We start from the raw sequence: 25,289 nt of genomic DNA, 5'->3' as shown, positions 1-25,289 counted from the left end.
CTAGCTGCGCCTGTACAGGTAATAGATACAGCCCAGCAGGGCGGCGGCGCCCAGCCAGGGCGCCAGGGCCAGGCCGTCCAGCCAGGGCAGCTGCCCCGGCAGGGTCACCGCCGCCACCGCCACCAGCACCCCCATCAACGCCTCGCCGGTGATCAGGCCCGAGGCCAGCAGCAGGCCCTTGCCGTTGCCCTGCGTCCTGTTGCGCAGGGCATGGGCCAGCAGGCCGCCGACAAAGATGGGCACCGACAGTCCCATGGGCAGGTAGACCCCCACCGCCACCGCCAGCACCGGGAAGCGGAAGCTGGAGCCGCGCCGGCGCTGCCACTCGTCCAACACGATCAACGCCACCGCCAGGGCGAAGCCGATATAGATGTAGCCCCATTCGATGCCGTTGCCGAAGACGCCGCTGGCCAGATCCCGCATCAGGCTGGCCTGGGGCGCCGACAGGGGCGTGGCCTCCGGATTCAGCGGGCTGGGTCTCCCTATGCCGTAGCCGTTGTCCAGCACGTCCAGTACCCAGGGGATAACCAGGGCCGCGGCCACCACCCCCACCACCTGGAACAACTGCTGCCGCCAGGGGGTGGCGCCGACCAGGTGGCCACACTTGAGATCCTGCATGTTGTCGCCGGCGATGGCGGCGGCGGAGCAGATCATGCCGGCCAGGTACATGACGGCGATGGGGCCTATCCTGGCCGCCGGGCCTTCGTTGCCCATCAGCTGCAGCAGGATCAGCGCCGAGACGATCACCGTGGCGATGGTGACGCCGCTGATGGGGTTGTTGCTGGAGCCCACCAGCCCGGCCATGTAGCCCGCCACCGAGGCGAACACGAAGCCGAATACCAGCATCAGCACCGTCATCACGGCGGCGATGGTGCTGCCGCCTTCGTGGCCCTGCAGGGCATAGAGGAAGATGAAGTACAGCGGCAGTATGGACGCCAGGGTCAGCAGCAGCACATAGGGGATGGGGGTGTCGAACTCGGTGCGGACCAGGCCGTCGCGGCCGTTGGCGCGGATGTGGCGGTAGGCCTGGATGCTGGCCCTGATCCCCTGGTAGAGGGGGCGGGCCAGGCTGAGCAGGGACCAGAGCCCGCCCACCATCATGGCGCCGACGCCGATACGCCGGCATTGCTGCCAGGAGGCCCCGGCCAGGGCCTGCCAGTCGGCCGGTCCCAGCTCGGCCAGGGAGCCGGCCTGGATGCCGGTGCTGGCCAGCAGCGCCTCGCCGTTCAGATACCAGTTCAGGGGCACGCCGATCAGGGTGCCTATGACCCCGCCCAGGAACACCAGCACGGCGATGTTGAGGCCGACGATATAGCCCACCCCCAGCAGGGCCGGGCTCAGGGTGATGTTGGCCATCAGCAGCCAGCGCCCACCCAGCCAGGCCTGGGTGGTGGCCAGGCCGCCGGCCAGCAGCCCAAGGCCGGACTCGCCCAGTTTGATGAGGCCGCCCAGGGCGGCGGCCTGGAGCAAGGTCCAGAAGCCGCGCCTGGCCTCGGCGCTGGGCTGGTACTCGGGATGGTCCTTGTCGGTCTGCACGCCACCGGTCTTGAGCACTTCGGCCGTGGCCACCCCCTCCGGGAAGGCCAGGGCCGCCTCGACGATCAGCGCCCGGCGCAGCGGTATGGTGAAGGCCACCCCCAGCACCCCGCCGAGGATGGCGATGGCCACCATGGGGCCGTAGTCGTAGCCGGACCAGGCCTTCATCATCACCAGGGCCGGCAGGGTGAAGATGATGCCGGCCACCAGGGATTCCCCCGCCGAAGCGGCGGTCTGCACCATGTTGTTCTCGAGAATGGTGGAGCGGCGGAACAGCCTGAGTACGCCCATGGACAGGGCGGCGGCCGGAATGGAAGCGGAAACCGTCAGGCCCACCAACAGGCCGATATAGGCATTGGCGGCGGCCAGCACCATGGACAGCAGGGCACCCAGCAGCAGGGCCTTGGTGGTGATCTCGGCGAGGCGGGTCTGTGGGGGGACGAGGGGGTGATGGTCCATGGGGTATCCCTGGCAGGCTTTTCTGAAAGCCTAGTGCAGAGCCCCAAAAAAGAAACGCCGGCTTTTGCCGGCGTTTTTGCTTATTTTTCTTCCGCTTCCATGGCGGCGAGCTTCTTCTCCAGGTAGTGGATATTGGTTCCACCGTTGTAGAAGTTCTCGTCCTTCATGATCAGCTTCTGCAGAGGCACGTTGGTCTTGATGCCTTCGACCACCAGCTCGTCCAGCGCATTCTGCATGCGGGCGATGGCCACGTCCCGGTTCTCGCCGTAGGTGATCAGCTTGCCCACCATGGAATCGTAGTGGGGCGGCACCTTGTAGCCGGAGTAGATGTGGGAATCCCAGCGGATGCCCAGGCCACCCGGGGCGTGGAAGCGGTTGATTGTACCCGGGCTGGGGATGAAGGTGCGGGGATCCTCGGCGTTGATACGGCACTCGATGGCATGGCCGCTGATCTTCACGTCGTCCTGGCTGATGGACAGGGGCTGGCCGGCGGCGATGCGCAGCTGCTCCTTGATCAGATCCACGCCGGTGACCATCTCGGTGACCGGATGCTCCACCTGGATACGGGTGTTCATTTCGATGAAATAGAACTCGCCGTTCTCGTACAGGAACTCGAAGGTACCGGCGCCGCGGTAGCCGATCTCCACACAGGCGCGGGCGCAGCGCTCGCCGATGCCCTTGCGCATGGCTTCGGTGATGCCGGGCGCGGGGGCCTCTTCCACCACCTTCTGGTGGCGGCGCTGCATGGAGCAGTCACGCTCGCCCAGGTGGATGGCGTTGCCCTGGCCGTCGGCCAGCACCTGCACCTCGATGTGGCGCGGGTTCTCCAGGAACTTCTCCATGTAGACTTCGGGGTTGCCGAAGGCGGCCTTGGCTTCGCTGCGGGTGGTGGCGATGGAGCCGATTAGTTCGGCCTCGGAGCGCACCACGCGCATGCCGCGACCACCGCCGCCACCAGAGGCCTTGATGATCACCGGGTAACCGATGCGCTTGGCGATGGCCTTGTTGCGGGCCTCGTCACTGCCCAGGGGGCCGTCGGAGCCGGGCACGCAGGGCACGCCGGCCTTCTTCATGGCGGCGATGGCGGACACCTTGTCGCCCATCAGGCGGATGGTGTCGGCCTTGGGACCGATGAAGATGAAATCGCTCTTCTCCACCTGCTCGGCGAAGTCGGCGTTTTCCGCCAGGAAGCCGTAACCCGGGTGGATGGCCACCGCGTTGGTCACTTCGGCGGCGGCGATCAGGGCCGGGATGTTCAGGTAGCTGTTGGTGGCGGCCGGCGGACCGATGCAGATGCTCTCGTCGGCCAGCAGCACATGTTTGAGATCGCTGTCGGCGGTGGAGTGCACGGCAACCGTCTTGATGCCCATCTCGCGACAGGCCCTCAGGATGCGCAGGGCAATCTCACCGCGGTTGGCGATGACGACTTTATCCAGCATGACTCGTCCTTATTCGATGATGAACAGCGGCTCGTCAAATTCGACCGGCTCGCCGTTCTCGACCAGGATGGCCTTGACGGTACCGGACACGTCGGCTTCGATCTGGTTCATCATCTTCATGGCCTCGATGATGCACAGGGTATCGCCCTTGTTGACCTGCTGGCCCACTTCAACGAAAGCCTTGGCTTCCGGGCTGGGAGCGCGGTAGAAGGTGCCGACCATGGGGGATTTCACGGTATGACCGCTGATCTCCTCGGCGGCCGGGGCGGCCTCGGCGGCCGGCGCAGCGGCAGCAACAGGCGCGGGGGCGGCGGCCGGAGCCGGGATCTGGTACTGCATGGGTGCAGCGGCAACACTGCCACCACGGCTGATGCGTACGGACTCTTCCCCTTCGGTGATTTCCAGCTCGTTGATGCCGGACTCTTCAACCAGTTCGATGAGCTTCTTGATCTTGCGGATATCCATAAGGCTCTTCTCTAATTGTCTTTAAGGATTGGCCTGCAGCCGGCTGATGGCGGCGGCAAGCGCGAATTGATAACCCTGTTTGCCCAAGCCGCAGATGACCCCTTCGGCCAGATCCGACAGATAGGAATGGCGCCTGAAGGGCTCGCGGGCATGGACATTGGACAGGTGCACTTCGATAAAGGGAATGGCCACGCCGGCCAGTGCATCGCGCAGCGCCACGGAGGTGTGGGTAAAGGCGGCCGGGTTGATGATGATAAAGTCCGCTACACCACGGGCGCCGTGGATGGCGTCGATCAGCTCGTGCTCGGCATTGCTCTGCAGATGTTTTAGCTGCATACCCTGCTGTTGAGCCTGTTCGCTGAGCTCGCTGACAATGTCATCCAGGCTGTCATGGCCGTAGATCTCCGGCTCGCGACTGCCGAGCAGATTGAGGTTGGGGCCATTGAGCAGCAAGAGGGTCTTTTGTGTCATCATTTTCCGGCGAAATTGCGCGAAATACTGGGCATCTTCCAAGAAATGGGCGGGCAAGATGCTGTGATCCGACCACTTCCCCAAAGTGCATCCGTCTTTAAGGCATTATATCGGCTTGCTGCAAAATGGCAGCAAAATACTGGTCTTATCTCAGCAGGAAGCCGATAGTTGCCTATGATCTTGCCTTGCGGCCATGAGCCCGATGCGGCCTGCTCTGGAACATCAGCTTAGAATTGGCTCTAATCACGTTTTTTGCCAGCGGATCAGCCGTAAAGTCGCCAAATTCCTAAGCTATGGGAAATGGCCAGTGGAGATTTCAGATTGAGCCTCTTCAGCTACAAGGACAAACGACGGGAGCCCCGTTACGACACCAAGCTGCCGGCCAAGGTGGAGACCAAGGGCGAGCCCATAGCGGTGACCCTGACCAATGTCTCGGCCTCGGGGCTGAAACTGGCCTGTCCGCGGCAGCTGATCCTGGAGCTCACCCCCAACATCCAGCTCCCCGACCGCCGTGCCGAACTCCGCATCCCGGTGCTGTTCCAGCCCGAGGCCGGTGCCCAGGCGATCCGGGTTAGTTGCGCCATCGTCTATGTGCGCCGCCAGGCCCAGGACTGCTACCTGCTGGGTTGCCGGATAACCCACTACCAGGGCGAGGGCGAGCGGCTGCTGAACGATTATGTGGCCGGCCTGGCCAGGGCCGCTTCCCGGCCATGAAAAAGGGCGCCATCGGGCGCCCTTTTCTTGACCCCGGCGCTCAGAGCCGGGCCAGGGTCTCCAGGAAGCGGTCCGCCTTCTGGAAGCCGGTCACCCGCAGCGTCTTCAGCTCCTGGCCCTGGCCGTCGAAGAACAGCAGGGTGGGCAGGCCCAGCACCTGATAGTGGTTCATCATCGCGATGTCCTGCTCGGTGTTGTCGGTGACGTCGGTCTGCACCAGCACCATGTCCTTGAAGCGGGCCTGCACCCTGGGGTCGGTGAAGGTGTACTTCTCGAATTCCTTGCAGGCCACGCACCAGTCGGCATAGAAGTCCACCATCACCGGCTTGCCCTGGGCGCTGGCGGCGGCGATCACCTGCTGCATCTCGGCCAGGTTGCGGACCTTCTGGAACTGGCCGTGCTGCTCGGCCTGCTGCACGGCGGCAGGGGGGAACAGGGTGCGGTAGCCCAGCACGGCGCCGCTGAACAGGCCCAGGAAGATCACCAGGGTGCGGGCCCCTTTCCAGAAACCGCCCCGGCTGGTGCTGTTGGCCTGGGCCAGGTAGCTGAAGGTGACCAGCAGCAGCGCCGCCCACAGCAGGTTCTCGACCCACTCGGGGAGCAGCCGGCCCAGCAGCAGCACCGGCACCGCCAGCAGCATGAAGCCGAACAGGTGCTTGATGGTCTCCATCCAGGCGCCGGCCCTTGGCAGCAGCTTGCCGCCGGAGGTGCCCAGCAGCAGCAGCGGCAGGCCCATGCCCATGGACAGGGCATAGAGGGCCAGGCCGCCCAGCACCATGTCGCCGCTCTGGGCCACATAGAGCAGGGCGCCGGTCAAAGGCGCCGTGGTACAGGGGCTGGCCACCAGGCCGGAGATCACCCCCATCACCAGCACGCCGGCCATGGAGCCGCCCTTTTGCTTGTTGGAGATGGCGTTGAGGCGTTCCTGGAGGCCGGACGGCAGCTGCAGGTTGAACAGGCCGAACATGGCCGCCGCCAGCACCACGAACAGCAGCGACAGCGCCACCAGTATGGCCGGGTGCTGGAAGGCGGCCTGGACCTGGGCGCCGGCGCTGGCCACCACCAGGCCAAGGGCGGTATAGGTGATGGCCATGCCCTGCACGTAGAGGAAGGAGAGGCTGAAGGCCCGGCCGGTGCTCAGTTTGCTGCCGGCTCCGGCGATGATGCCGGTGAGTATGGGGTACATGGGGAAGACGCAGGGGGTGAAGGCGATCAGCAGGCCGGCGCCGAAGAAGGCGGCCAGGGTCAGGGCCAGGCTGGAGCCGGCCAGCATGTCGGCCAGGCGATCCTGCTCGCTCTGGGCGGCGCCGGAGGATTGGCCGGCGGCCGGTGCCGTGACGGTCATGGCCACCGGATCCACGGGTACCGATTTCTTGGTGGGCGGGTAGCACAGGCCCGCTTCGGCGCAGCCCTGGTAGCTGACGGTGACCTCGGCGCCGTCCTGGATGGCGCTCATGGGTACCTCGAAGCTCACCTGCTGGTAGAAGACCTGGGTCTCGCCGAAGAAGTCGTCGTAATGGGCCTTGCCTGGCGGCAGCACCGGCTCGCCCAGGGTGACGCCCTGGCCGTTGACCTTGAAGCGGTGGCGGTAGAGGTAATATTCATCGGCTACCTGCCATTCCAGCTTCAGGGTTTCGCCGTCCTGGATGAAGTTGAACTGGAAGGCCTGGTCCACGGGCAGGAATTCGGGCTCTTCGCTTTGCAGCAGCTGGTCTGCCAGCAGCGGGTTGGACGCCTGGGCCGGCAGCAGCGGGCTTAGCAACAACAGCAATGTGATCCAGAGTGCTTTCATTGTGATGGTGTTTCCTCTTGGAGCCAGTTCAGGTAAGCCGGCAGTCCTTGGCTTACCGGCAGCGCCAGGATCTCCGGCACTTCGTAAGGGTGTTGCTCGACGATGAGCCGTTCCAGGGCCGGCCAGTGCTCGGCGCGGCTCTTGATGACGAGCTGTACCTCGGCTTCGTCGCACAGTTCGCCCTGCCACAGATAAAGGGAGCGCACCCCCGGCAGCAGGTTGACGCAGGCGGCCAGCCGGCTTTCAAGCAGCTTGCGGGCCAGCGCTCTGGCTATGGCCTCGTCCGGGCAGGTGCAGAGCACCACCTGGGCATCTGTCATGGCTGCATCTCTCATCCTCGGTTTGGCCCCTACAATAACCAGTTGTCCCTTTGGGTAAAAGTCGGCCAACGACACTGGGCGTCATTTTACCGTAACGATCCCCTTGCATTCAGACCCGGCCGCCCCCAGATCCCTTGCATTACCCTGTTGAGGAGGCCCCATGCTCGGCCGATTGTTCCTGCTGTTTCTCATCGTTCCCTTTGTGGAGATCGCCCTGCTGATCCAGCTCGGGGAGATCATCGGCGGCGCCGCCACCATCGCCCTGATGATCATCACCGCCATCGTCGGGGCCACCCTGGTGCGGCGGGCCGGCCTGGAAACCTGGCAGGAGGCCCAGCGGCGCATGGCCATGGGCGAGATGCCCGGCCAGCAGCTCTGCGAGGGCCTGCTGCTGCTCATCGCCGGCGTGGTGCTGGTGACCCCGGGCCTGATCACCGACCTGCTCGGCCTGGCCTTGCTGTTACCGCCGGTGCGAAAGCGCCTGGCTAGGCAGATGGGCCAGCATCTGGTGGTGCACGGCGCGGGTTCGGCCCCCTTTGGTGCCGGCCCGCAAGGGCCCTTTGAACAGGGGCCTTTCCAGGCCCCCGAGGATAAGGGCGGCCGCACCATCGAAGGCGACTACGAGCGCAAGGACTAAAAATTTTTGCCACCGGCCCTTGGAATCCTTCCGGGCATCCCCATATAGGTGGTCAACACAAGGAATTGGCTGCGAAAATGCAGCCTTTATCAACAACATACGTTTGGTAAAACCATCGTTAGGAGACATCAGATGAAACTGCGTCCCTTGCACGACCGCGTCATCGTTAAACGCACTGAAGTTGAAGCCAAGTCCGCCGGCGGCATCGTCCTGACCGGCAGCGCGGCCGAGAAGTCCACCCGTGGCGAGGTTATCGCCGTCGGTCAGGGCCGGGTGCTGGACAACGGCGAAGTGAAACCGCTGGACGTCAAGATCGGTGACACCGTGCTGTTCAACGAAGGCTACGGCGTGAAGACCGAGAAGGTCGACGGCGAAGAAGTGCTCATCATGAGCGAGTCCGACATTCTCGCCATCATCGAAGAATAAGACCTGTTGTCCAACGAATTGAGGAATACCAACCATGGCTGCTAAAGACGTCAAATTCGGTAACGATGCCCGTGTAAAAATGCTCAAGGGCGTGAACATCCTGGCCGACGCCGTTAAGGTCACCCTGGGTCCCAAGGGCCGCAACGTGGTGCTGGACAAGTCCTTCGGTGCCCCCACCATCACCAAAGACGGTGTTTCCGTGGCCAAGGAAATCGAGCTGGAAGACAAGTTCGAGAACATGGGCGCCCAGATGGTCAAGGAAGTGGCTTCCAAGGCCAACGACGAAGCCGGTGACGGTACCACCACCGCCACCGTGCTGGCCCAGTCCATCGTCAACGAAGGCCTCAAGGCCGTTGCCGCCGGCATGAACCCCATGGATCTGAAGCGTGGTATCGACAAGGCCGTGGTGGCCGCCGTTGCCGAGCTGAAGGCCCTGTCCGTACCCTGTGAGGATTCCAAGGCCATCGCCCAGGTCGGTACCATCTCCGCCAACTCCGACGAGACCATCGGCAACATCCTGGCCGAGGCCATGGAGAAGGTGGGCAAGGAAGGCGTGATCACCGTTGAGGAAGGCCAGGCCCTGCAGGACGAGCTGGACGTGGTGGAAGGCATGCAGTTCGACCGCGGCTACCTGTCCCCCTACTTCATCAACAACACCGAGAACGGCAGCGTTGAGCTGGACAGCCCCTACATCCTGCTGGTCGACAAGAAGATCTCCAACATCCGCGAACTGCTGCCGGTGCTGGAAGGCGTTGCCAAGGCCGGCAAGCCGCTGCTGCTGATCGCCGAAGACGTGGAAGGCGAAGCCCTGGCCACCCTGGTGGTCAACAACATGCGCGGCATCGTCAAGGTTGCCGCCGTCAAGGCCCCGGGCTTCGGTGACCGCCGCAAGGCCATGCTGCAGGACATCGCCATCCTGACCGCCGGTACCGTGATCTCCGAAGAGATCGGCATGGAACTGGAGAAGGCCGGCCTGGAAGAGCTGGGCCAGGCCAAGCGTGTCGTCATCACCAAGGACGAGACCACCATCATCGACGGTATCGGTGAGCAGGCCGCCATCGAGGCCCGCGTCAAGCAGATCCGTGGCCAGATCGAAGAGTCCACCTCCGACTACGACAAGGAAAAGCTGCAGGAGCGCCTGGCCAAGCTGGCCGGCGGTGTTGCGGTGATCAAGGTCGGCGCCGCCACCGAAGTGGAAATGAAAGAGAAGAAGGCCCGCGTCGAAGACGCCCTGCACGCCACCCGCGCCGCCGTTGAAGAAGGCGTGGTGCCCGGTGGTGGTGTGGCCCTGGTTCGCGTTGCCGGCAAGCTGGCCGTGGAAGGCGACAACGAAGACCAGCAGCACGGCTTCAAGATCGCCCAGCGCGCCATGGAAGCCCCGCTGCGCCAGATCGTCACCAACGCCGGTGACGAAGCCTCCGTCATCGCCGCCAAGGTCAAGGACAGCGACGGCAACTACGGCTACAACGCCGGTAACGGCACCTTCGGCGACATGCTGGAAATGGGTATCCTGGATCCGACCAAGGTCACCCGTTCCGCCCTGCAGTTCGCCTCCTCCGTGGCCGGTCTGATGATCACCACCGAAGCCATGGTGACCGAGCTGCCGAAGAAGGAAGAAGCCCCGGCCATGCCCGATATGGGTGGCATGGGCGGCATGGGCGGCATGATGTGATGCCGGCTCATTGAGCCTTTGCAAAAAGCCCCGCTTCGGCGGGGCTTTTTTGTGTCTGATGGTGGGAGCCGTCCATGGCGCCGGGGCCGGCCGGTACATCCTCTGTACCGGCGTTCGCCTGCTCCGCAGCCGTGCTGCGGACGTCGAGGCTCACCCCGCTTCGGCGGGACTGTTTTGTGTCGGTAGATTAGGCTGATAAGTCAATTTTGTTTTTATAAATGCCTTTAAAATAACGGATTAATTTTCAGTTCAGGTCGCTGTGGTGAAATAGCACAAAATTTCTACAGGGATTAAGAGGAATGAAGAGCTGGTGGGTCATCGTGGCCGGTCTGGCACTGCTGCAACAGAGTGACAAATGGCGCAATCCGCTGGAGGAATTCCGGTGGTGGCCCGGTGGCGGCAAGATCACGCTCTACACCAACGACTGGTGTGCCGCCTGTGTCCGCACCCAGATGCTGCTTCGTGAATTAAAGCTGCCCCATGAAAGCTTCGATGTGGAGCTGACCGTGGAAGGCGAAGAGGCCCTCGAAGAGCATGGCGACGGCCCGCTGCCCATAATCCTCATCGACGGCCAGGTGCTGCGGGGTTATCAACCGGAGCCGCTTCGCAAGCTGGCCGAGCAGGGCAAGGAAGAAAAGGATCCCTTCTGGGACCGCCTCATGAACGATCCCTTCACGGCCCAGATCAAGCGCTGATGCCCATTTGCTCCTTTTCCTGATAGCCTCGGTAAAGATTTCCTTGCCGAGGCTTTTTTATGCGCCTGATCCTGCTGCTGTGCCTGCTGCCCTGGCTGGGCTGGGCCGATACCCATGTCTATGTAATGCGCCATGGCGAGAAGGCGGCGGACCATCCCAGGGACCCTTCCCTGGCCGAGGCCGGCCAGCGAAGGGCCCGGGCGCTGTCGGTCTTCCTGGCGGAGCGGGACATCGCTGCCGTCTACTGCAGCCAGTTTCGCCGCACCTGCGATACGGCCCTGCCCACGGCCCGGGAAGCGGGACTGACGCCGACCGTGGTGCCCATCAGCCCGGATATCGGTGCCTTCAGCCAGGCCTTTGCCGAGCGACTGCTGGCCGAACATCAGGGGCAGGCGGTACTGGTGGTGGGTCATTCCAATACGGTGCCGGCCCTGGTGGCGGCCCTGACCGGGCTGCGCATGGCGCCGCTGGCGGAAGATGATTACGGCAGCCTGTTCCATGTGCGTATCGACGAGGCCGGCCGGGCGGAGCTGGAAAGGCTGAGGGTAGGGAACTAGGCACAAAAAAGGCTGCCCGTCGGCAGCCTTTTTCTCGTCAATCAGCCTTACAGCGGGCGAACGTTGTCAGCCTGGGGGCCTTTCTGGCCTTGGCTGATGGTGAACTCGACGCTCTGGCCTTCAACCAGGGTGCGACGACCTTCGCCGATGATGGAGCGGAAGTGAACGAATACGTCCTTGCCGCCTTCCTGAGCGATGAAGCCGTAGCCTTTCTCGTCGTTGAACCACTTAACAGTACCGGTAACTACGTTAGACATGATGTTGTCCTTCTGAATAAACAAAACGGTTGCCCAACCGGGCTTTGGCGCTGAGACGTGGGAAGAGAGAGGACGAACATAACGTAGTACTGCTAGGGACTCGCGGTGTTTGCATCTTGCTATCTAGCCATGTCTTACAGGCTGCACGCAGCATAGAGCTTTCTCGGCCGCAGATCCAATGAAATTTGCGTTAATATGTGGCCCCTTTCGCAAATTTGGAGCCTGTCATGGCCCTCGGCGCCACCATCTACAAGGCCAAGGTCAACATCAGCGACCTGGATCGCCACTACTACGCAGACCATGCCCTGACGTTGGCCTGCCACCCCTCCGAAACCGAGAAGCGGCTGATGCTGCGGCTGTTGGCCTTCCTGCTCCATGCCCATGAGGACCTCCAGTTCACCAAGGGCCTGTGTGCCGACGACGAGCCGGATCTCTGGCAACAGAGCCTGAGCGGCGAGATTGAGCTGTGGATCGATCTGGGCCTGCCCGACGAGCGCCGCATCAAGAAGGCCCTGGGCCGCTCCAAACAGGTGGTGCTGCTCACTTATGGCGACAGGGCCTTCGGCCCCTGGTGGCAGAAGCAGCAGGCCTGGCTCGAAGGACAGAAAGGCTTCAGCCTGCTGCATGTGGCGGACGACCAGGCCGAGGCCCTGGCGGCATTGGCCCAGCGCAACATGGAGCTGCAGTGCACCCTGAGCGACGGCGAGCTCTGGCTCAGCGCCGGCGAGCTAAGTGTCCACGTCAAGCCAGAACGGTTGATCTAGGGCTACACTTTAGGCTCCCGTCACCGCCGAGGGAGCCGCCATGGCCCATCCCATACCCGAAGGCTTTCACAACCTCACCCCCTACCTGATTGTGCCCGACTCGGACGAAGCCATCCGCTTCTACCGCCAGGCCTTCGGTGCCGTGGAGCTGTTGCGGCTGACCACGCCCTCGGGCGGCATAGGCCACGCCGAGCTGCAGATCGGCGACTCCCAGCTGATGCTCTGTGACGAAAACCCCGAGTGGGAAAGTAAGAGCCCCGGCACCCTGGGCGGCACCCCGGTGTCGCTGCTGCTTTATGTGATAGACGTGGACAAGACCCTGGCCCAGGCCCTGGCGGCCGGCGCCACCCTGCTCAGGCCGGTCCAGGATCAGTTCTACGGTGACAGGACTGGGACCCTGAAGGATCCCTTTGGCCATCAGTGGACCATCGCCACCCACCAGGAAGACCTCAGCGAGCAGGAGCTGCAAAGGCGCATGGATGCCTTCTTCAGCCAGGACGCCGGCTAGGCGCCTTGATAGATGAAAACCGGGGCCCTGGCTCCGGTTTTTTCAATTGCCTAAATAATTTGAACCCGATTGGGGTAGTCTGCGTCCTTTCCAGAAAAACGGACCACCTTTCGGGAAGATGACCCCAGGCAAGGAAAGCCCCCAACTCTCACTTCGTGTCCTGCGTGCCCAGGCCGGCTGCCAGCAGAGCTTTAATGCCCTGTACCAGCAGTTTTCCGGGCTGACCGCCGGCTACCTGCGCCAGCTGGGCATGGTCGCCGCCGATGTGGACGACCTGCAGCAACAGCTTTGGCTCAAGGCCTACCGGCGCCTGAGCAGCCTCGGCTCCGTCTATGCCTTTAAGAGTTGGCTGCTGCAGATCGCCCGCGGTGTCGCCGTTGATGCCCTGCGCCGGGCCCCCCATCGAGAAGAGAGCCTGGAGGCCGAGCCGGGGCTCTTGTTCGAGCCGGCGCCGCCGTCGCGGCAGCTGGCGCCGGTCAAGGCGGCGCTGGCCGGGCTGCCGCCGGCACAGCGCGAGGTCACCTATCTGTTCTACTGGCAGGAGCTGAGCTGCCTGGATATCGCCAGGATAGTGGGCTGCTCGGTCGGTACGGTGAAAACCCGTCTTTACCACGCCAGGCAGCGTCTTGCCCGGCTCCCCTCGATACAAAACCTAAAGGAGACTCGCCATGGATAAGCAACAGGATCCGCTCTGGGCGAAGGTAAAACGCGATCGCAGCCTCTACAGCCTCATCCTGGTTGTCAGCCTGGTCGCCTGGTTGGCCACCCTGGCCTTTCTGGCCTATGTGGGCCTGTATTTCTACCAGGAGCTGCAGCTGGTCATCCAGCGTCACGACGTCGGCCTGGCCCAATCCATTGATGTGCTGGAAGCCAAGAAGAACGTGCTGATGGTCGCCATGGCCTTCTCCATCATCGTCGCCTGCCTGGCCAGCGTGGTGCTGCTGATGCGCCAGCGCACCGCCTCCTTGCAGGATATTCAGCTGCGGCTGGGGCTGCTGGAGCAATATATCGCCGAACAGGACCAGGGGCGTTAAAAAGCAAGGCGCCGCCGGGCGCCTTGCTTTTAGAGCGTTTTCAGCCTGGCCAGGGTTTCCAGCAGCACCTTGAGCTTCTGGGTTGCCTGCTGCAGGCCGGCCAGGAAGGCCGCCTCGCCGGCACCTTCCAGGGCGGCGATATCACCGGCCAGCTCCTCCACATAGGGCTTGAAGCGCTTGGCCTCCACCTGGAAGCCGGCGTCCTTGGTCAGCACCGCCTCGAACTGGGCCAGGTTTTCCCTGGCCAGGCCGTCGAGGCGGGCGTCGGCGTCCAGGGCCTTCTGGTAGGCCACCTTGAGGTTGTCCTTGAGGTGGTTGAGCAGTTGGGTGCGTTGTTCGTTAGAGAGTGACATCGTTATTCCATATCCAGGTTCAGTGGGGTCTTGGAGGGGCGATCCGGCACTTCCCGGGTCAGCCTGGGCACCAGGTAGCCGGACAAGCGGCCGGTCAGCGCCCGCGCCAGGGCCTTGGCCCTGTCATCCTCCACCAGGAAGTGGGCGGCGCCCTGGACCCTGTCCAGGACGTGCAGGTAATAGGGCAGTATGCCGGCGCCGAACAGGGCGTGGGACAAGTCCACCAGGCTGTCCACATCGTCGTTGACATCCTTGAGCAGCACCGACTGGTTGAGCAGGGTGACGCCGGCTTCGCGCAGGGCGGCGCAGGCCTTTTTCAGATCCCCGCCTATTTCGTTGCCGTGGTTGATGTGCAGCACCATCACCAGCGGCAGCCGGCTCTGGGCCAGGGTGTCCAAAAAGGACTGGTCGATGCGGCTGGGGATCACCACCGGCAGCCTGGTGTGGATGCGCAGCATCTTCAGGTGGCTTATGGCGTTCAGGCGTTCTATCAGCCAGGCCAGCTCCTCGTCCTTGGCCATCAGCGGATCGCCGCCGGAGAGGATCACCTCCTCCACCTCGGGATGGGCGGCGATATAGTCCAGGGCGCCCTGCCAGCCGGCCCTGGTGCCCGGGTTGTCCTGGTAGGGGAAGTGGCGCCGGAAGCAATAGCGGCAGTTCACGGCACAGCCGCCCTTGAGGACCATCAGCACCCGGCTGGGGTACTTGTGCAGCAGGCCAGGCACCGCCGCCTGCTGCTCCTTGAGGGGGTCGGCCGAGAAGCCGGGGCTGTCCAGCAGCTCCTCGGCGGCCGTCATCACCTGCAGCAGCAGCGGATCCCTGGGGTTGCCCTTTTCCATCAGCGCCACGAAGGGCCGGGGCACCCGCAGCGCGAATAGCCGCCTGGCCCCGAAGCCAGCGGCGAAGGCGTCGGCATCCAGATCCAGCTCGGACAGCAGCTGCTGTGGCCTGGTGATGGCGCCCTTGAGGACGTCACGCCAGCAAAGCTCCCAAAGCGGCGCTTTTGCGGGTATCATTTGCGACATTCTATTCGGTGACAATTTGGACAAGAGGCAAAAATGGCGTCTTATAGTACCAACGAATTCAAGAATGGTCTCAAGATCCTCCTCGATGGCGAACCCTGCGTCATCATCGAGAACGAACTGGTCAAGCCCGGCAAGGGCCAGGCCTTCAACCGCGTCAAGATCCGCAAGCTGATCTCCAACAAGGTGCTGGAAAAGACCTTCAAGTCCGGTGAATCCGTGGAAGCGGCCGACGTCATGGACATGGAACTGGCCTACCTCTACAACGACGGCGAGTTCTGGCACTTCATGAACAACGACACCTTCGAGCAGCTGGCCGCCGACGAGAAGGCCGTGGGCGACAACATCAAGTGGCTGGTGGAGCAGGACGTCTGCACCCTGACTCTGTGGAACGGCAGCCCCATCGCCGTGACCCCGCCCAACTTCGTTGAGCTGGAAGTCACCGACACCGATCCGGGCCTCAAGGGCGACACCGCCGGCACCGGCGGCAAGCCCGCCACCCTGGCCACGGGCGCCGTGGTGCGGGTACCGCTGTTCATCCAGATCGGCGAAGTGATCAAGGTCGATACCCGCTCCGGCGAGTACGTCTCCCGCGTCAAGTAAGCACTTGAGCGCATAAAAAAACGGGGCCAGCTGGCCCCGTTTTTTTTTAGAAGGCGTAGCGTACGCCCAGGGTCAGGTTGCGACCCGGCAGCGGCGCCACCTCCTTGAGGAAGGAGGTATGGGGCCTGGCCTCCCGGTCTGTGAGGTTGCTGCCCTTGAGGAAGAAGAGCAGATCGCCGGCGTCGGTGTAGTGGCGGTAGGTCAGGGCCGCATCCACCAGGGTGTAGCCGGGCGTTTCCTCTTCGCCCTCGGCGACCTTGTCCTGGCGGCCGTAGCGGGTGGCGCCCAGCTCCATGTGCCAGTCGTCCCAGTCGTAGTTCAGGGTCAGGCCCAGGCGCAGGGCCGGGATCCGCGGCAGCTCGCCGCCGTCCTTGAGCCGGGCGCGGGTGTAGTCGCTGAAGGCATCGACCGACCAATGCTCGTCCAGCTGCCAGCTGGCATCCAGCTCGTAGCCGTAGAATTCCACGTCCGCCTGGCGGTACTGGAAGATGGGAAGCTCGCCGCCGTGGTCGTGCTCGGCCTCGCCTTCCTCTTCTTCATGGCCGCCTTCGGCCACCAGGCCGGTGTTTTCCTGGTAGAAGTAGTGGTCGATGCGGTTGTAGAAGAGGTTCGCCGTCAGGCCCAGATCACCGCCGAACTTGCGGAAGGTGATGTCCAGGTTGTTGGCCACTTCCGTCTGGGGCTCGCCGCCCTCGAAATGGCCATGGCCGTGCTCGCCTTCGGCCTCCAGGTGGAACAGGGAGCCGACCTCGAAGGTGCCGGTGGCCAGGTGCGGGCCGAAGCTGTACAGCTCCTCGGCGGTGGCGCCGCGCTCGGCACGGGACAGGGCCGCGCCCAGGCTGTAGCCGTCGGTGAAACGCCAGTTGGCGCTGGCGGACAGGCTGAGGTTGTTGTGGCTGATCTTGCCGGGGGCGACCTGTTCATGGCCTTCGTCCGTTTCCAGTTCGAAGGGCGAGGCCTCGATGCGGTAATGCTCCAGGCGGCCGCCCAGCTCCAGGGTAACCTCGCCGAGCTGGCGTTCCTCCACCAGGAAGGCGGCCAGGGCGCGGCTTTGGGAGTCGGGGCTGAAGGCCTCCTCACCCTGGGCGCCGAAGTCCCGGCTCAGCCAGTGCAGGCCCAGCACGCCCTGCCACTCGGCCAGGGGGTTGTGCTCCAGGGCCAGGCGCGCCTCCCTGGTTTCGTTCTTGAACACGGTGCCGACAGCGCCGCCTTCCAGCTCGGTATGCTCATAGTCGTTATAGCCGGCGGCCCACTGCAGGCGGGAGAAGCCGGCGAAGGGATCGTCCAGCTCCGCCAGCAGCTGCCAGGCGGTCTTGTCCAGGTCGATGCGGACCGACTCCTCGGCCTCTTCCTCGTGGCCTTCTTCCTCGTGGCCTTCTTCCTCGTGCTCCTCGCCATGGTGGTGGCCGGGCACGCCGTAGTTGCTGTCCAGGCTGTTGTAGGACAGGCCGATGAAGCCGTGTTCGCCCACATGGCTGGCGCCCAGGGTGAACTCGTCGTTCTCGAGGCTGGAGTTTTCCAGCAGGCCGCGCTGGTCCGGCTCGTGGATGTCGGCGGCGCCGGGGATGGCGGTGTCGTGGGCGCGGCGGCGATTGCCGTCCAGGTGCCAGGCGAAGGCGCCGCTGCCGCCGTCCAGGGTGGCGGTCAGGGTGCGCTCGTCGTTGACGGTGGCGTAGCGGCCTTCCAGTTCGCCGCTCAGGCCTTCCTGCTCCCGGCGCGGCACGCGGTTGTCCACCACGTTGACCACGCCGCCGACGGCGCCGTTGCCGTAGAGCAGGGTGGCGGGGCCGCGCAGCACCTCGATCTGCCTGGCGGTGCCGGACTCTGTGGTGACGGCGTGGTCCGCGCTGACCGTGGAGGCGTCACCGGTGCCCAGGCCGTTCTGCACCACCCGTACCCGGGGGCCGTCCATGCCGCGGATCACCGGGCGGCTGGCGGCCGGGCCGAAATAGCTGGACTGGACGCCGGGCTCCCGGGCCAGGGTCTCACCCAGGCTGGGCTGGGCGGCCAGGCGCAGATCGTCCTCGGCCAGCACCGTGATGGGGTTGGCGCTTTCCAGCACGCCCCGGCGCAGGGCGCCGGCGGTCACCACGATGTTCTCGATGCTGGATTCCTTGAGGCGGATGCTCAGCTCCAGGGGCTCTGTGCCGCCGTCGATCTCCAGCTCGCCGTGCTGGTAGCGGGGCGCCGTCACGTGCAGGTGCAGGTGGCTATTGTCCTTGACGGTGAAATGGAAGCGGCCGTCCTGGTCGGTCTTGGCCTCCTTCTGGCTGCCCAGCAGGGAAACGGTGGCCTTGGCCACGGGGTTGCCGGCTTCGTCGGTGACGCGGCCGCTCAGATCCAGTGCCTGTGCAGGCAGGTGCAGCCCGGCCAGCAGCAGGGCGGCGGAAATTCGGTTCAGTTTCATTGTTCTGATCCCTATCAGTTTGACGTTGTTGGTGTTTTCAGAGGGGATCAGAGCAGGGGCGGGCCGCGGGCGCGCTGGCTGGGGAGGAAGACGGTGCTCGTCGGCTTGCTGCACCAGTCCGTGGCCGGACCGTGCTGGATATCGACGACGGCGACGGGAGTGGCATGGCTTACGCCCTTGGCCCCTTGCTGGGCAAAATGGCAGAGGGTACAGCGGTGCTGGTCATCCAGCCCGTTGTGCTCCTGGCTGTGGGTGACAGCCCACGCCTCGGCCATGACCAGCCAAAGGGCCAGTAGTAGCCAGAGCCAGGGATGTTTAGCCTTACTCATTGTGGAGTGCCATTGGGTTACCGGTCGACAAAGCCTGCTTAAGATAGCGGCAGTCTGGGGCCGGATCCAGCCCCTTGGTCGCAAAACGGGGCGGCTTCAGCCGGCCCCATGGCCGTGCAGCCAGTCGCGGGTGCGCCTGGGGTAGTTGGTGAAGACGCCGTCGACGCCGATCAGCGACAGCCAGTGCAGATCCTCGGGCTCGTCCGCCGTATAGACATAGACCTCCAGGCCCAGTCGGTGGGCCTCGTCGACCAGGGCCCTGTCCACGAAGGCCAGGGCCAGGTGCAGGGATCTGGCCTTGAGCGGGCCCAGCACGGCGGCCAGCTCCAGGGGGATATGGCCGATCAGCAGGCCGATGGGCCAGTCCGGGCGGGCGGCCTGGAAGGCGGCCAGCTGGCGGTGGTGGAAGGAGGACACCAGCAGATCCTGCGGATCCCAGCCCAGCTCGGCCACGGCCCTGTCCAGCATGGGGTTCAGCAGCTCCAGCAGGTTGTGGTCCTTGAGCTCCAGGTTGAGGCGGCAGCGGCCCCGGCACAGCTTGAGCACCTGCCAGAGGGTGGGGATGGGCTGGCCGTCGCCGGCGTCCAGGGCCACCAACTGCTCCCAGGCCAGATTTTCCAGCAGGCCTTGGCCCGAGGTGCTGTGGTGCAGCCAGCGGTCGTGGATCACCAGCAGCTGGTCGCCGTGGCGCTGCAGATCCAGTTCTATGGCGTCGGCGCCCTGGGCCAGGGCCAGCTCGAAGGCCTTGAGGGTGTTCTCCGGCGCCTCGCCCGAGGCGCCGCGGTGGGCGAAGATCTTCATGGCTTACCTTTGTGCCAGTGCACGTCCAGTTGCTGATGGGCCAGGGCGATGCCCCTGTCGATAAGCTGGCGATGGATGGCGGCATAGACCTCGTGGGAGGTCTGCAGCCGGCTGTCGGTATCGCCCACGAACAGGCGCAGTTCGAAATCCAGGGACGAGGGGCCGATCCCCAGCAGGTAGGCGGTGGGCTCGGGCTGGTCCAGCACCAGGGCGCAGGAGCGGGCCGCCTCCAGCAGCACCCGCTGGGCCTCGGTGGTGTCGGTGCCGTGCTTGATGCCCACCTTGAGGATGATGCGGGTGATGGGATCGGACAGCGACCAGTTGATGAACTGCTCGGTGATGAAGGCCTTGTTGGGAACGATGATCTCCTTGCGATCCCAGTCCACTATGGTGGTGGCCCTGGTGTTGATGCGGGCCACGGTGCCGGACAGTTCGCGGATGGTGACGGTGTCGCCGATGCGGATGGGTTTTTCGAAGAGGATGATCAGGCCGGACACGAAGTTGGCGAAGATCTCCTGGAGGCCGAAACCCAGGCCCACGGTCAGGGCCGCCACCAGCCACTGCAGCTTCGACCAGTCGATGCCCAGCAGGCCGAAGCCGGTGATGGTGCCCACCAGCATCAGCAGGTACTTGCTGATGGTGGTGATGGCAAAGCCGGTGCCCGGGCTGAGCTTGAGCCGCTGCAGCACCATCAGCTCCAGCAGGCCCGGCAGGTTGCGCAGCGCCATCAGGGTCAGGCTGAAGGCCAGCAGCGACCAGATCAGCGCCATCAGGGTCACCGGCACGGTCCTTTCGTCGCCGTCCACCAGCCGGGTCACGTCCCACAGCTCGACGGTATCCAGGTAGTTGAGGGCATCGTACATGGACGACCACAGCACCAGCAGGCTGAGCACCGTCATCAGCTTGAACAGGGTGCGCATCAGGCCAAGGGACTGGCTGGCGATGGTGTCCAAGTCCAGCAGCGCCTCCTCTGAGGGCACCTCATGGGCCTCTTCCTTGGCACGCAGGGCCAGCAGCTCGGCGCGTTTGGCCTTGGCCCTGTTGAAGGCTATCTTGCGCTTTTCGATCAGCAGCCAGCGCTTGGCCAGGTAGTAGGCGAACACGAAACCCAGGATCAGCAGCAGCGACAGCTGCTGCTGCCAGAGCAGCTGCTGGGCGGTGAAGTAGTAGCCCCGTATCGCCAGGCCGAAACAGGCCAGGGGCACGGCGATGGCCAGCCACCACAGCAGGTGATGCCAGCTGCGGGGACGCACGCCCTTGTCCAGGTGGTAGACCAGGATGTCCCGATGCTTGTAGAGCTGCTGGTAGAACAGGGCCAGGCCCAGGGCCAGTACCAGGAAGGCGGCCCGGCCCAGGCCGTGGCGGACTTCCACGTCATCCTGGAGCTGGCAGAACACCATCAGCATGGTCAGCGGCATGGCCACCCAGACCAGGCGGCGGATCAGCAGGCGGATGCGGCGCACCCCGGCGGCCCGCCAGCGGAAGTGGCTCTGCATCACCCCTTCCTCGTGGGTGAGGTTGCGGTTGCAGAGCCAGAAGGCGAAGCCGCCGGCGGCCACCAGCAGGGTGGCGGCCAGGGCCGGCTGGGCGGGACCGCTCTGCCAGGCCAGCAGCAGCCACAGCAGCGGCAGCGGCGCCGCGTAGAGCAGGCTCAGGCCCATGGCCTGGAGGGTGACCCTGATGCTGTCGCGGGTGACATTGCCCACCGGCCTGGCCAGCTCGGCCAGCTGCACGCGCAGCCGGTTCAGCTCCAGCCAGCGGGTTAGTGCCGCCAGGGCCAGCAGCGCCATCACCAGGGCCAGCAGCAGCGGGTGGGCGCCAAGATGCAGCTCGCGCCAGCCGCCGGCCTTGGCCCTGGCTAGCTCCAGGGCGGAGCGGGGCAGGGCGCTAAGCCAGTGCTTGTCCAGGGGCGCGGCGTTGGGGATCCAGAACAGGTGCGATTCGATCAGGCGGCGGACCTGGCCTATGGTCTCGCCCAGCTGGCGGTTTTCCGCTTTGAGGGTGGAGAGGCGATCCAGGTAGTCGTCGGAGCGGGCCAGCAGCCGTTCCAGCAGCTGGCGCTGGGTGCCCAGCAGGCTGTCGGCCTGGGCCTGCTGGGCCTGGCTGAGATCGGGCGCCAGCTCGGCGCTGGCCGGCAGCGCCCGCAGCCGCTGGCTGTACTGGAACTTGGCCAGGCGGGCCTCGGTGCCGGCCTGCTCCAGCTCGCTGTCGGGCTTGGGCCTGGGCAGGCGGTCATAGCGGGTGCGCAGGGCCTCGCCGAAGGTGGCGCTGAACTTCAGGTAGTCGAGCTGTTCCTCCAGGAAGGCCAGGTAGTCACCGTAGTCCTGGGCGCCGAGTTCCAGGTCGCGCTGGCGCTGCTGGACCCGGAGGATGTCGTCGTTGAGGCCGGTCAGGGCCTGGGCCAGCGCGGCGTTGTCGCTGGCCAGCTTGATCAGTGCCTGGTGCTGGTACTGCTGTTGCTGGCTTTGGGCCAGGGCCTCTTCGGTACGGCTCTGGCGCAGGCTGTTGAGGGCCTGGTTGAGGGCGCTGAGCTGCTGGCCCAGGCCGACCAGCTTGAGTTCCAGCAACTGCTGGTTGAGCTTGCCCAGGGTCTTGCGCTGGTTGGCGGTGAGCACCTCCAGCTCCCTGGCCTTGGCCTCGGCGGCCAGGGCCTGGATGCGGGCGTCGAGCAGGGCGCGCCTGGCCTCGGCCTCTTCGCTGCCCTTGCCGGCCTTGTTCAGTTCGTCCTGGAGCTGACGGATCTCCTCCTTCAGCACCGCGGTGCGGGCCGGATCCTGGCGGCCGATGGCGGCCAGCTCGCTGTTGACCTTGTCCAGCTCGGTATTGAACTCCAGCTGCCTGGCCTGCCTGAGCGACAGGGTCTGTTCGAGCTTTTCCTCCGGCCACTGGGCCAGATCCCCCAGGGGCTGGGCCTGGTAGCGCTGCAGCTGGGACTCCAGTCCCTTGACCAGCTTGGGATAGTTGTCCAGCAGCTGGCGCAGCTGCTCGGCCCTGGCCTGGTGCTGGTCACGGCGCTGCTCGGCCTGGCGCCGGGCTTCGAAGAGGTTCTCCAGGCGCTGCTTGGGTGCTTCCTGCTGGGGGGGCTGGCCCAGCAGCTTGGCCGGACCACTGGCCAGGGCCGGGGCGGTGAGCAACAGGAGGGTAAATAAGAGTTTGAAAATGAAGGGCATTGGCTAAGGCACCAGGATTCTGCCCTTCTTATGCTAGGGCTTTTGCTGCCGCGCCGCCAGCGTCTCGTAGACGGCGGCGCTGATCACCAGGGTGCCGCCAAGCACGGTGTGCCAGTTTGGGATCTCCAGCAGCACCAGTGCCGCCAGCGCCGTGGCGTAGAAGGGTTGCAGGCAGGAGATCAGCGCCACCGACTTGGCCTTGAGATTGGTCAGGGCCTGGGCCAGCAGGGCATGGGGGGTGGCGGTGAACAGCACCCCCAGCACCAGCACCAGCAGCCAGCCCCACCAGGCCAGGGACCAGTGGCCGGGCTCGGCGAAGGCCAGCAGCGACAGGGCCGCCACCAGGGTCTGGTAGAACATGGCCTTGGGGCCGGAGTAATGGCTGAAACGGCGCTTGTGCAGCAGGTTGCGGATGGTGAACAGCAGCGCCGACAGCACCCCCAGCAGCACCCCCTGGGTGGTGCTGTTGCCGAGGTCGGTGTCGGGCATGATCAGGTAGATGCCCACCAGCACGGTGGCGGCGGCGGCCAGGTCGTGCCACTGGGGCAGGCGCCTGTCCAGCAGCGGCTCCAGCAGCACCGTCATCACCGGGTAGGTGAAGAAGGCGATGATACCCACCGCCACCGTGGCCACCTGCATGGAGGCGAAGTAGGTGACCCAGTGCAGGCCCACCACCAGGCCCAGCACCAGGGCGATGCCGTAGTCCCGGTAGCTGCCCAGGCGCAGCGGTTGCCTGAAGTGCTTCACCACCAGGGCCAGGGCCAGGGCCGCCACCAGGCAGCGCAGCACCGTGATGTCCAGGGCCGGCAGCGGGATCAGCTTGGCAAAGAGGGCGGTGCCGCCAAACAGCAGCACGCTCAGGTGCAGTTGCCCCAGGGCCTTTTGGGTGGCTTCCATCAGCCGCGCTTGCGGCAGAACAGTTCACCCATGCGGGTGGTGACGCCCGGCGCCAGGTTGTCGGCGAATTCGACGGCGTCTTCCCCGAACAGCATCACCACGGTGGAGCCCAGCTTGAAGCGGCCCATCTCCTCGCCCTTGTTGAGGCGGATGGCGTTGAGGCCCTCGCTGTCGTACTGCCAGCGGTGCACGTCCTTGCCGGTGGGGGGGGTGACGGTACCGGCCCAGACGGTCTCGATACTGGCCACTATGGTGGCGCCGACCAGGACCAGGGCCATGGGGCCCAGCTCGGTCTGCCACAGGGTCACCACCCGCTCGTTGCGGGCGAACAGGCCGGGCACGTGCTCGGTGGTCAGGGGATTGACCGAGAACAGGTCGCCGGGCACGTAGACCATGTCGGTGAGCACGCCGCCCACCGGCATGTGGATGCGGTGGTAGTCCTTGGGGGCCAGGTAGATGGTGCTGAACAGACCCTTTTCGAAGGGGGCGGCCAGCTCGGGTACGCCCAGCAGGGTCTGGGGGCTGTAATCGTGGCCCTTGGCCTGGATGATACGGCCATTCTGCAAGGGGCCCAGCTGGCTGACGGTGCCGTCCACGGGCAGGGCCAGCTCGTCGTCACCCTGCACCAGGGTGCGGACGCCCTCCTTGAGCGGGCGGGTGAAGAAGTCGTTGAAGGTCTTGTAGCTGGCCGGATCCGGGTTTTGGGCCTCGCTCATGTCGACGCCGTAGCGCTTGATGAAGGCCTTGATGCACAGCCGGGTCAGGGCACCGGCTTCGGCCTGGGCCAGCTTGCCCACCAGGCGGGAAACGGCATGTTTGGGCAGGGCGTATTGCAGAGCAACTTTCAACTTGTCCAACGACACGATACGACTTCCTTGAAAAATGACGGACACATTCTACTGATTAGGGGCCATCAGGCATAGCTTGGGCGGTTTTCGTCCAGGCTTTCCATGATGCGGTGGTAGCTTTCCAGGCGCTCGGCGCTGATCCGGCCGTCCTCCAGGGCCTGCTGCAGGGCGCAGCCCGGGTCGTCCAGGTGCTTGCAGTCCCGGAACTTGCAGGTACCCAGCCAGGGGCGGAATTCCACGAAGCCCTGGGCGATGTCCGAGTGCTTGAGGTGCCAGAGGGCGAATTCGCGGATCCCCGGCGAGTCGATGAGGTCGCCGCCATGGGGGAAGTGGAACAGCCTGGCCACAGTGGTGGTGTGCTGGCCGAGGCCCGAGGTGGAGGACACCTCGCCTTCCAGCACTTCCAGGCCGGGGATCAGGGCGTTGATCAGCGACGACTTGCCGACCCCGGACTGACCCACGAAGACGCTGACCTTGTCCTTGAGCAGCTCTTCGAGTTGCTGGATGCCCTCGTCGGACTTGGCGGACAGGTACAGCATGCGGTAGCCGATGTCCCTGTACAGGCTGAGCAGCTCTTCCACCTGGGCGCGATCGTCCTCTTCCAGCAGATCTACCTTGTTCAGCACCAGCACCGGCTCCACGCCGAGGGATTCGGCGGCCACCAGGTAGCGGTCGATGATGTGGGTGGACAGGGTCGGCACCACGGCGGAGACGATCAGCATCTGGTCGATGTTGGCGGCCACCGGCTTGATGCCGTCGTAGAAGTCGGGACGGGTCAGCACCGAGTGGCGCTCGTGGACGGCCTCTATGACACCGTTGATGCCGGCCATGGATTCCAGGCCCCGGCGCCAGACCACCTTGTCGCCCGTGACCAGGGAGCCGGCGGTGCGCCTGATGTTGAGGCGGTGCACGCTGCCGTCCTCGGCCTCCACGTCGGCATGCTGGCCGAAGCGGCTCAGCACCAGGCCCTCTTCCGGGCTGCTGAGCATCTCATCGCTCCACTGGGGATCCTTGTCACGCTGCTGCAGGCGTCTGGCCTGGTTGGCGTGGACCCGCCGCTGCTGGCCCCGGGTCAACTTCTTGCGCTTTGCCACTGTGCTCCTTGGTGGTTGC

General features: G+C 64.8%; 27 protein-coding genes. 11 read left to right on the top strand and 16 right to left on the bottom strand.

Annotated features, from left to right (window positions below):
* The 4 genes from WDB71_RS13575 to aroQ form a co-directional block, all read right to left on the bottom strand.
* Complete coding sequence (locus WDB71_RS13575) at window positions 1-1,995, bottom strand: oligopeptide transporter, OPT family (protein ID WP_341502128.1); 1,995 nt, start codon at window positions 1,993-1,995, stop codon at window positions 1-3.
* An 80-nt stretch (window positions 1,996-2,075) separates the two neighbouring features.
* Window positions 2,076-3,434 carry an acetyl-CoA carboxylase biotin carboxylase subunit gene (gene accC / locus WDB71_RS13570; RefSeq protein ID WP_341502127.1) on the bottom strand — a complete coding sequence of 453 codons (1,359 nt, stop codon included), beginning with the start codon at window positions 3,432-3,434 and terminating at the stop codon, window positions 2,076-2,078.
* Window positions 3,435-3,443: 9 nt separating this feature from the next.
* A complete protein-coding gene (gene accB / locus WDB71_RS13565) occupies window positions 3,444-3,899 on the bottom strand; it encodes an acetyl-CoA carboxylase biotin carboxyl carrier protein (RefSeq protein WP_341502126.1) in 456 nt (151 codons plus the stop codon).
* A 21-nt stretch (window positions 3,900-3,920) separates the two neighbouring features.
* Entirely contained in the window at window positions 3,921-4,370 is a 450-nt protein-coding gene (gene aroQ / locus WDB71_RS13560) for a type II 3-dehydroquinate dehydratase (protein ID WP_341502125.1), read from the bottom strand.
* Between the two features lie 321 nt (window positions 4,371-4,691).
* Here aroQ and WDB71_RS13555 point away from each other — a divergent pair, with 321 nt between their 5' ends.
* A complete protein-coding gene (locus WDB71_RS13555; protein WP_341502124.1) occupies window positions 4,692-5,084 on the top strand; it encodes a PilZ domain-containing protein in 393 nt (130 codons plus the stop codon).
* Window positions 5,085-5,124: 40 nt separating this feature from the next.
* Here WDB71_RS13555 and WDB71_RS13550 read toward each other — a convergent pair whose 3' ends face one another.
* Window positions 5,125-6,876, bottom strand: coding sequence for a protein-disulfide reductase DsbD (locus tag WDB71_RS13550; RefSeq protein WP_341502123.1), 1,752 nt, complete (start codon window positions 6,874-6,876; stop codon window positions 5,125-5,127).
* Window positions 6,873-7,211, bottom strand: coding sequence for a divalent-cation tolerance protein CutA (gene cutA, locus WDB71_RS13545; RefSeq protein ID WP_341502122.1), 339 nt, complete (start codon window positions 7,209-7,211; stop codon window positions 6,873-6,875). Before cutA ends, WDB71_RS13550 begins: the two co-directional genes overlap by 4 nt.
* A gap of 145 nt (window positions 7,212-7,356) precedes the next feature.
* On the opposite strand from cutA, the gene WDB71_RS13540 reads away from it, so the two are divergent.
* The 5 genes from WDB71_RS13540 (at window position 7,357) to WDB71_RS13520 (ending at window position 11,183) form a co-directional block, all read left to right on the top strand.
* Window positions 7,357-7,833: an FxsA family protein gene (locus WDB71_RS13540; protein ID WP_341502121.1), complete on the top strand. Its 477-nt coding sequence runs from the start codon at window positions 7,357-7,359 to the stop codon at window positions 7,831-7,833.
* 132 nt (window positions 7,834-7,965) lie between these two features.
* The gene (locus WDB71_RS13535) at window positions 7,966-8,259 is read left to right on the top strand and encodes a co-chaperone GroES (protein ID WP_341502120.1); all 294 of its coding nucleotides are present in this window, start codon (window positions 7,966-7,968) and stop codon (window positions 8,257-8,259) included.
* Between the two features lie 34 nt (window positions 8,260-8,293).
* Window positions 8,294-9,931, top strand: a complete 1,638-nt coding sequence (groL, locus tag WDB71_RS13530; RefSeq protein ID WP_341502119.1) for a chaperonin GroEL — start codon at window positions 8,294-8,296, stop codon at window positions 9,929-9,931.
* Between the two features lie 299 nt (window positions 9,932-10,230).
* Entirely contained in the window at window positions 10,231-10,626 is a 396-nt protein-coding gene (locus WDB71_RS13525) for a glutaredoxin family protein (RefSeq protein WP_341502118.1), read from the top strand.
* 59 nt (window positions 10,627-10,685) lie between these two features.
* Window positions 10,686-11,183: a phosphoglycerate mutase family protein gene (locus WDB71_RS13520; RefSeq protein WP_341502117.1), complete on the top strand. Its 498-nt coding sequence runs from the start codon at window positions 10,686-10,688 to the stop codon at window positions 11,181-11,183.
* A 47-nt stretch (window positions 11,184-11,230) separates the two neighbouring features.
* Here the strand turns inward: WDB71_RS13520 and WDB71_RS13515 are convergent, their stop codons facing one another.
* The gene (locus WDB71_RS13515) at window positions 11,231-11,440 is read right to left on the bottom strand and encodes a cold-shock protein (RefSeq protein ID WP_341502116.1); all 210 of its coding nucleotides are present in this window, start codon (window positions 11,438-11,440) and stop codon (window positions 11,231-11,233) included.
* A 227-nt stretch (window positions 11,441-11,667) separates the two neighbouring features.
* On the opposite strand from WDB71_RS13515, the gene WDB71_RS13510 reads away from it, so the two are divergent.
* The 4 genes from WDB71_RS13510 (at window position 11,668) to WDB71_RS13495 (ending at window position 13,746) form a co-directional block, all read left to right on the top strand.
* Window positions 11,668-12,204 carry a YaeQ family protein gene (locus tag WDB71_RS13510; protein WP_341502115.1) on the top strand — a complete coding sequence of 179 codons (537 nt, stop codon included), beginning with the start codon at window positions 11,668-11,670 and terminating at the stop codon, window positions 12,202-12,204.
* Between the two features lie 40 nt (window positions 12,205-12,244).
* Window positions 12,245-12,712 (top strand): VOC family protein, encoded by a 468-nt coding sequence (locus WDB71_RS13505; RefSeq protein ID WP_341502114.1) that lies wholly within the window; start codon window positions 12,245-12,247, stop codon window positions 12,710-12,712.
* A gap of 118 nt (window positions 12,713-12,830) precedes the next feature.
* Entirely contained in the window at window positions 12,831-13,388 is a 558-nt protein-coding gene (locus tag WDB71_RS13500) for a sigma-70 family RNA polymerase sigma factor (RefSeq protein ID WP_341502113.1), read from the top strand.
* On the top strand, window positions 13,381-13,746 hold the full coding sequence (locus WDB71_RS13495; RefSeq protein ID WP_341502112.1) for a hypothetical protein: 366 nt from the start codon (window positions 13,381-13,383) through the stop codon (window positions 13,744-13,746). Before WDB71_RS13500 ends, WDB71_RS13495 begins: the two co-directional genes overlap by 8 nt.
* Window positions 13,747-13,775: 29 nt before the next feature.
* Here the strand turns inward: WDB71_RS13495 and WDB71_RS13490 are convergent, their stop codons facing one another.
* Window positions 13,776-14,099 carry a hypothetical protein gene (locus WDB71_RS13490; protein WP_341502111.1) on the bottom strand — a complete coding sequence of 108 codons (324 nt, stop codon included), beginning with the start codon at window positions 14,097-14,099 and terminating at the stop codon, window positions 13,776-13,778.
* A 2-nt stretch (window positions 14,100-14,101) separates the two neighbouring features.
* Window positions 14,102-15,115, bottom strand: coding sequence for an EF-P beta-lysylation protein EpmB (gene epmB / locus WDB71_RS13485; protein WP_341502110.1), 1,014 nt, complete (start codon window positions 15,113-15,115; stop codon window positions 14,102-14,104).
* 42 nt (window positions 15,116-15,157) lie between these two features.
* On the opposite strand from epmB, the gene efp reads away from it, so the two are divergent.
* Complete coding sequence (gene efp / locus WDB71_RS13480; RefSeq protein ID WP_341502109.1) at window positions 15,158-15,724, top strand: elongation factor P; 567 nt, start codon at window positions 15,158-15,160, stop codon at window positions 15,722-15,724.
* Between the two features lie 46 nt (window positions 15,725-15,770).
* On the opposite strand, the gene WDB71_RS13475 is transcribed toward efp, so the two are convergent.
* The 7 genes from WDB71_RS13475 to rsgA form a co-directional block, all read right to left on the bottom strand.
* A complete protein-coding gene (locus WDB71_RS13475; protein ID WP_341502108.1) occupies window positions 15,771-18,131 on the bottom strand; it encodes a TonB-dependent receptor in 2,361 nt (786 codons plus the stop codon).
* Window positions 18,132-18,178: 47 nt separating this feature from the next.
* Window positions 18,179-18,460: a hypothetical protein gene (locus WDB71_RS13470; RefSeq protein WP_341502107.1), complete on the bottom strand. Its 282-nt coding sequence runs from the start codon at window positions 18,458-18,460 to the stop codon at window positions 18,179-18,181.
* 96 nt (window positions 18,461-18,556) lie between these two features.
* On the bottom strand, window positions 18,557-19,261 hold the full coding sequence (locus WDB71_RS13465; protein ID WP_341502106.1) for a glycerophosphodiester phosphodiesterase: 705 nt from the start codon (window positions 19,259-19,261) through the stop codon (window positions 18,557-18,559).
* A complete protein-coding gene (locus WDB71_RS13460; protein WP_341502105.1) occupies window positions 19,258-22,431 on the bottom strand; it encodes a mechanosensitive ion channel domain-containing protein in 3,174 nt (1,057 codons plus the stop codon). Before WDB71_RS13460 ends, WDB71_RS13465 begins: the two co-directional genes overlap by 4 nt.
* 33 nt (window positions 22,432-22,464) lie before the next feature.
* A complete protein-coding gene (locus WDB71_RS13455; RefSeq protein WP_341502104.1) occupies window positions 22,465-23,328 on the bottom strand; it encodes a DMT family transporter in 864 nt (287 codons plus the stop codon).
* A complete protein-coding gene (gene asd, locus WDB71_RS13450; RefSeq protein ID WP_341502103.1) occupies window positions 23,328-24,191 on the bottom strand; it encodes an archaetidylserine decarboxylase in 864 nt (287 codons plus the stop codon). The genes WDB71_RS13455 and asd overlap by 1 nt, the downstream gene beginning before the upstream one ends.
* Window positions 24,192-24,241: 50 nt before the next feature.
* On the bottom strand, window positions 24,242-25,270 hold the full coding sequence (gene rsgA, locus WDB71_RS13445) for a small ribosomal subunit biogenesis GTPase RsgA (protein WP_341502102.1): 1,029 nt from the start codon (window positions 25,268-25,270) through the stop codon (window positions 24,242-24,244).
* Window positions 25,271-25,289 lie beyond the last annotated feature (19 nt).

Source organism: Gallaecimonas sp. GXIMD4217 (genome assembly GCF_038087665.1).
GTDB lineage: Bacteria > Pseudomonadota > Gammaproteobacteria > Enterobacterales > Gallaecimonadaceae > Gallaecimonas.
Note: the sequence above shows the minus strand (reverse complement) of the source record. Positions and strands in the feature narration are given on the sequence as shown.

Bases quoted from the DNA above. Each gene is read 5' to 3' on its own strand.
- epmB (WP_341502110.1), bottom strand. From the start codon at position 15,115: ATGATACCCGCAAAAGCGCCGCTTTGGGAGCTTTGCTGGCGTGACGTC.
- WDB71_RS13540 (WP_341502121.1), top strand. From the start codon at position 7,357: ATGCTCGGCCGATTGTTCCTGCTGTTTCTCATCGTTCCCTTTGTGGAG.
- WDB71_RS13475 (WP_341502108.1), bottom strand. From the start codon at position 18,131: ATGAAACTGAACCGAATTTCCGCCGCCCTGCTGCTGGCCGGGCTGCAC.
- WDB71_RS13495 (WP_341502112.1), top strand. From the start codon at position 13,381: ATGGATAAGCAACAGGATCCGCTCTGGGCGAAGGTAAAACGCGATCGC.
- WDB71_RS13490 (WP_341502111.1), bottom strand. From the start codon at position 14,099: ATGTCACTCTCTAACGAACAACGCACCCAACTGCTCAACCACCTCAAG.
- WDB71_RS13515 (WP_341502116.1), bottom strand. From the start codon at position 11,440: ATGTCTAACGTAGTTACCGGTACTGTTAAGTGGTTCAACGACGAGAAA.
- WDB71_RS13460 (WP_341502105.1), bottom strand. From the start codon at position 22,431: ATGCCCTTCATTTTCAAACTCTTATTTACCCTCCTGTTGCTCACCGCC.
- WDB71_RS13470 (WP_341502107.1), bottom strand. From the start codon at position 18,460: ATGAGTAAGGCTAAACATCCCTGGCTCTGGCTACTACTGGCCCTTTGG.
- WDB71_RS13455 (WP_341502104.1), bottom strand. From the start codon at position 23,328: ATGGAAGCCACCCAAAAGGCCCTGGGGCAACTGCACCTGAGCGTGCTG.
- WDB71_RS13575 (WP_341502128.1), bottom strand. From the start codon at position 1,995: ATGGACCATCACCCCCTCGTCCCCCCACAGACCCGCCTCGCCGAGATC.
- WDB71_RS13500 (WP_341502113.1), top strand. From the start codon at position 12,831: ATGACCCCAGGCAAGGAAAGCCCCCAACTCTCACTTCGTGTCCTGCGT.
- WDB71_RS13510 (WP_341502115.1), top strand. From the start codon at position 11,668: ATGGCCCTCGGCGCCACCATCTACAAGGCCAAGGTCAACATCAGCGAC.
- accC (WP_341502127.1), bottom strand. From the start codon at position 3,434: ATGCTGGATAAAGTCGTCATCGCCAACCGCGGTGAGATTGCCCTGCGC.
- aroQ (WP_341502125.1), bottom strand. From the start codon at position 4,370: ATGACACAAAAGACCCTCTTGCTGCTCAATGGCCCCAACCTCAATCTG.
- groL (WP_341502119.1), top strand. From the start codon at position 8,294: ATGGCTGCTAAAGACGTCAAATTCGGTAACGATGCCCGTGTAAAAATG.
- efp (WP_341502109.1), top strand. From the start codon at position 15,158: ATGGCGTCTTATAGTACCAACGAATTCAAGAATGGTCTCAAGATCCTC.
- WDB71_RS13535 (WP_341502120.1), top strand. From the start codon at position 7,966: ATGAAACTGCGTCCCTTGCACGACCGCGTCATCGTTAAACGCACTGAA.
- WDB71_RS13520 (WP_341502117.1), top strand. From the start codon at position 10,686: ATGCGCCTGATCCTGCTGCTGTGCCTGCTGCCCTGGCTGGGCTGGGCC.
- WDB71_RS13505 (WP_341502114.1), top strand. From the start codon at position 12,245: ATGGCCCATCCCATACCCGAAGGCTTTCACAACCTCACCCCCTACCTG.
- cutA (WP_341502122.1), bottom strand. From the start codon at position 7,211: ATGAGAGATGCAGCCATGACAGATGCCCAGGTGGTGCTCTGCACCTGC.
- WDB71_RS13465 (WP_341502106.1), bottom strand. From the start codon at position 19,261: ATGAAGATCTTCGCCCACCGCGGCGCCTCGGGCGAGGCGCCGGAGAAC.
- WDB71_RS13525 (WP_341502118.1), top strand. From the start codon at position 10,231: ATGAAGAGCTGGTGGGTCATCGTGGCCGGTCTGGCACTGCTGCAACAG.
- WDB71_RS13550 (WP_341502123.1), bottom strand. From the start codon at position 6,876: ATGAAAGCACTCTGGATCACATTGCTGTTGTTGCTAAGCCCGCTGCTG.
- accB (WP_341502126.1), bottom strand. From the start codon at position 3,899: ATGGATATCCGCAAGATCAAGAAGCTCATCGAACTGGTTGAAGAGTCC.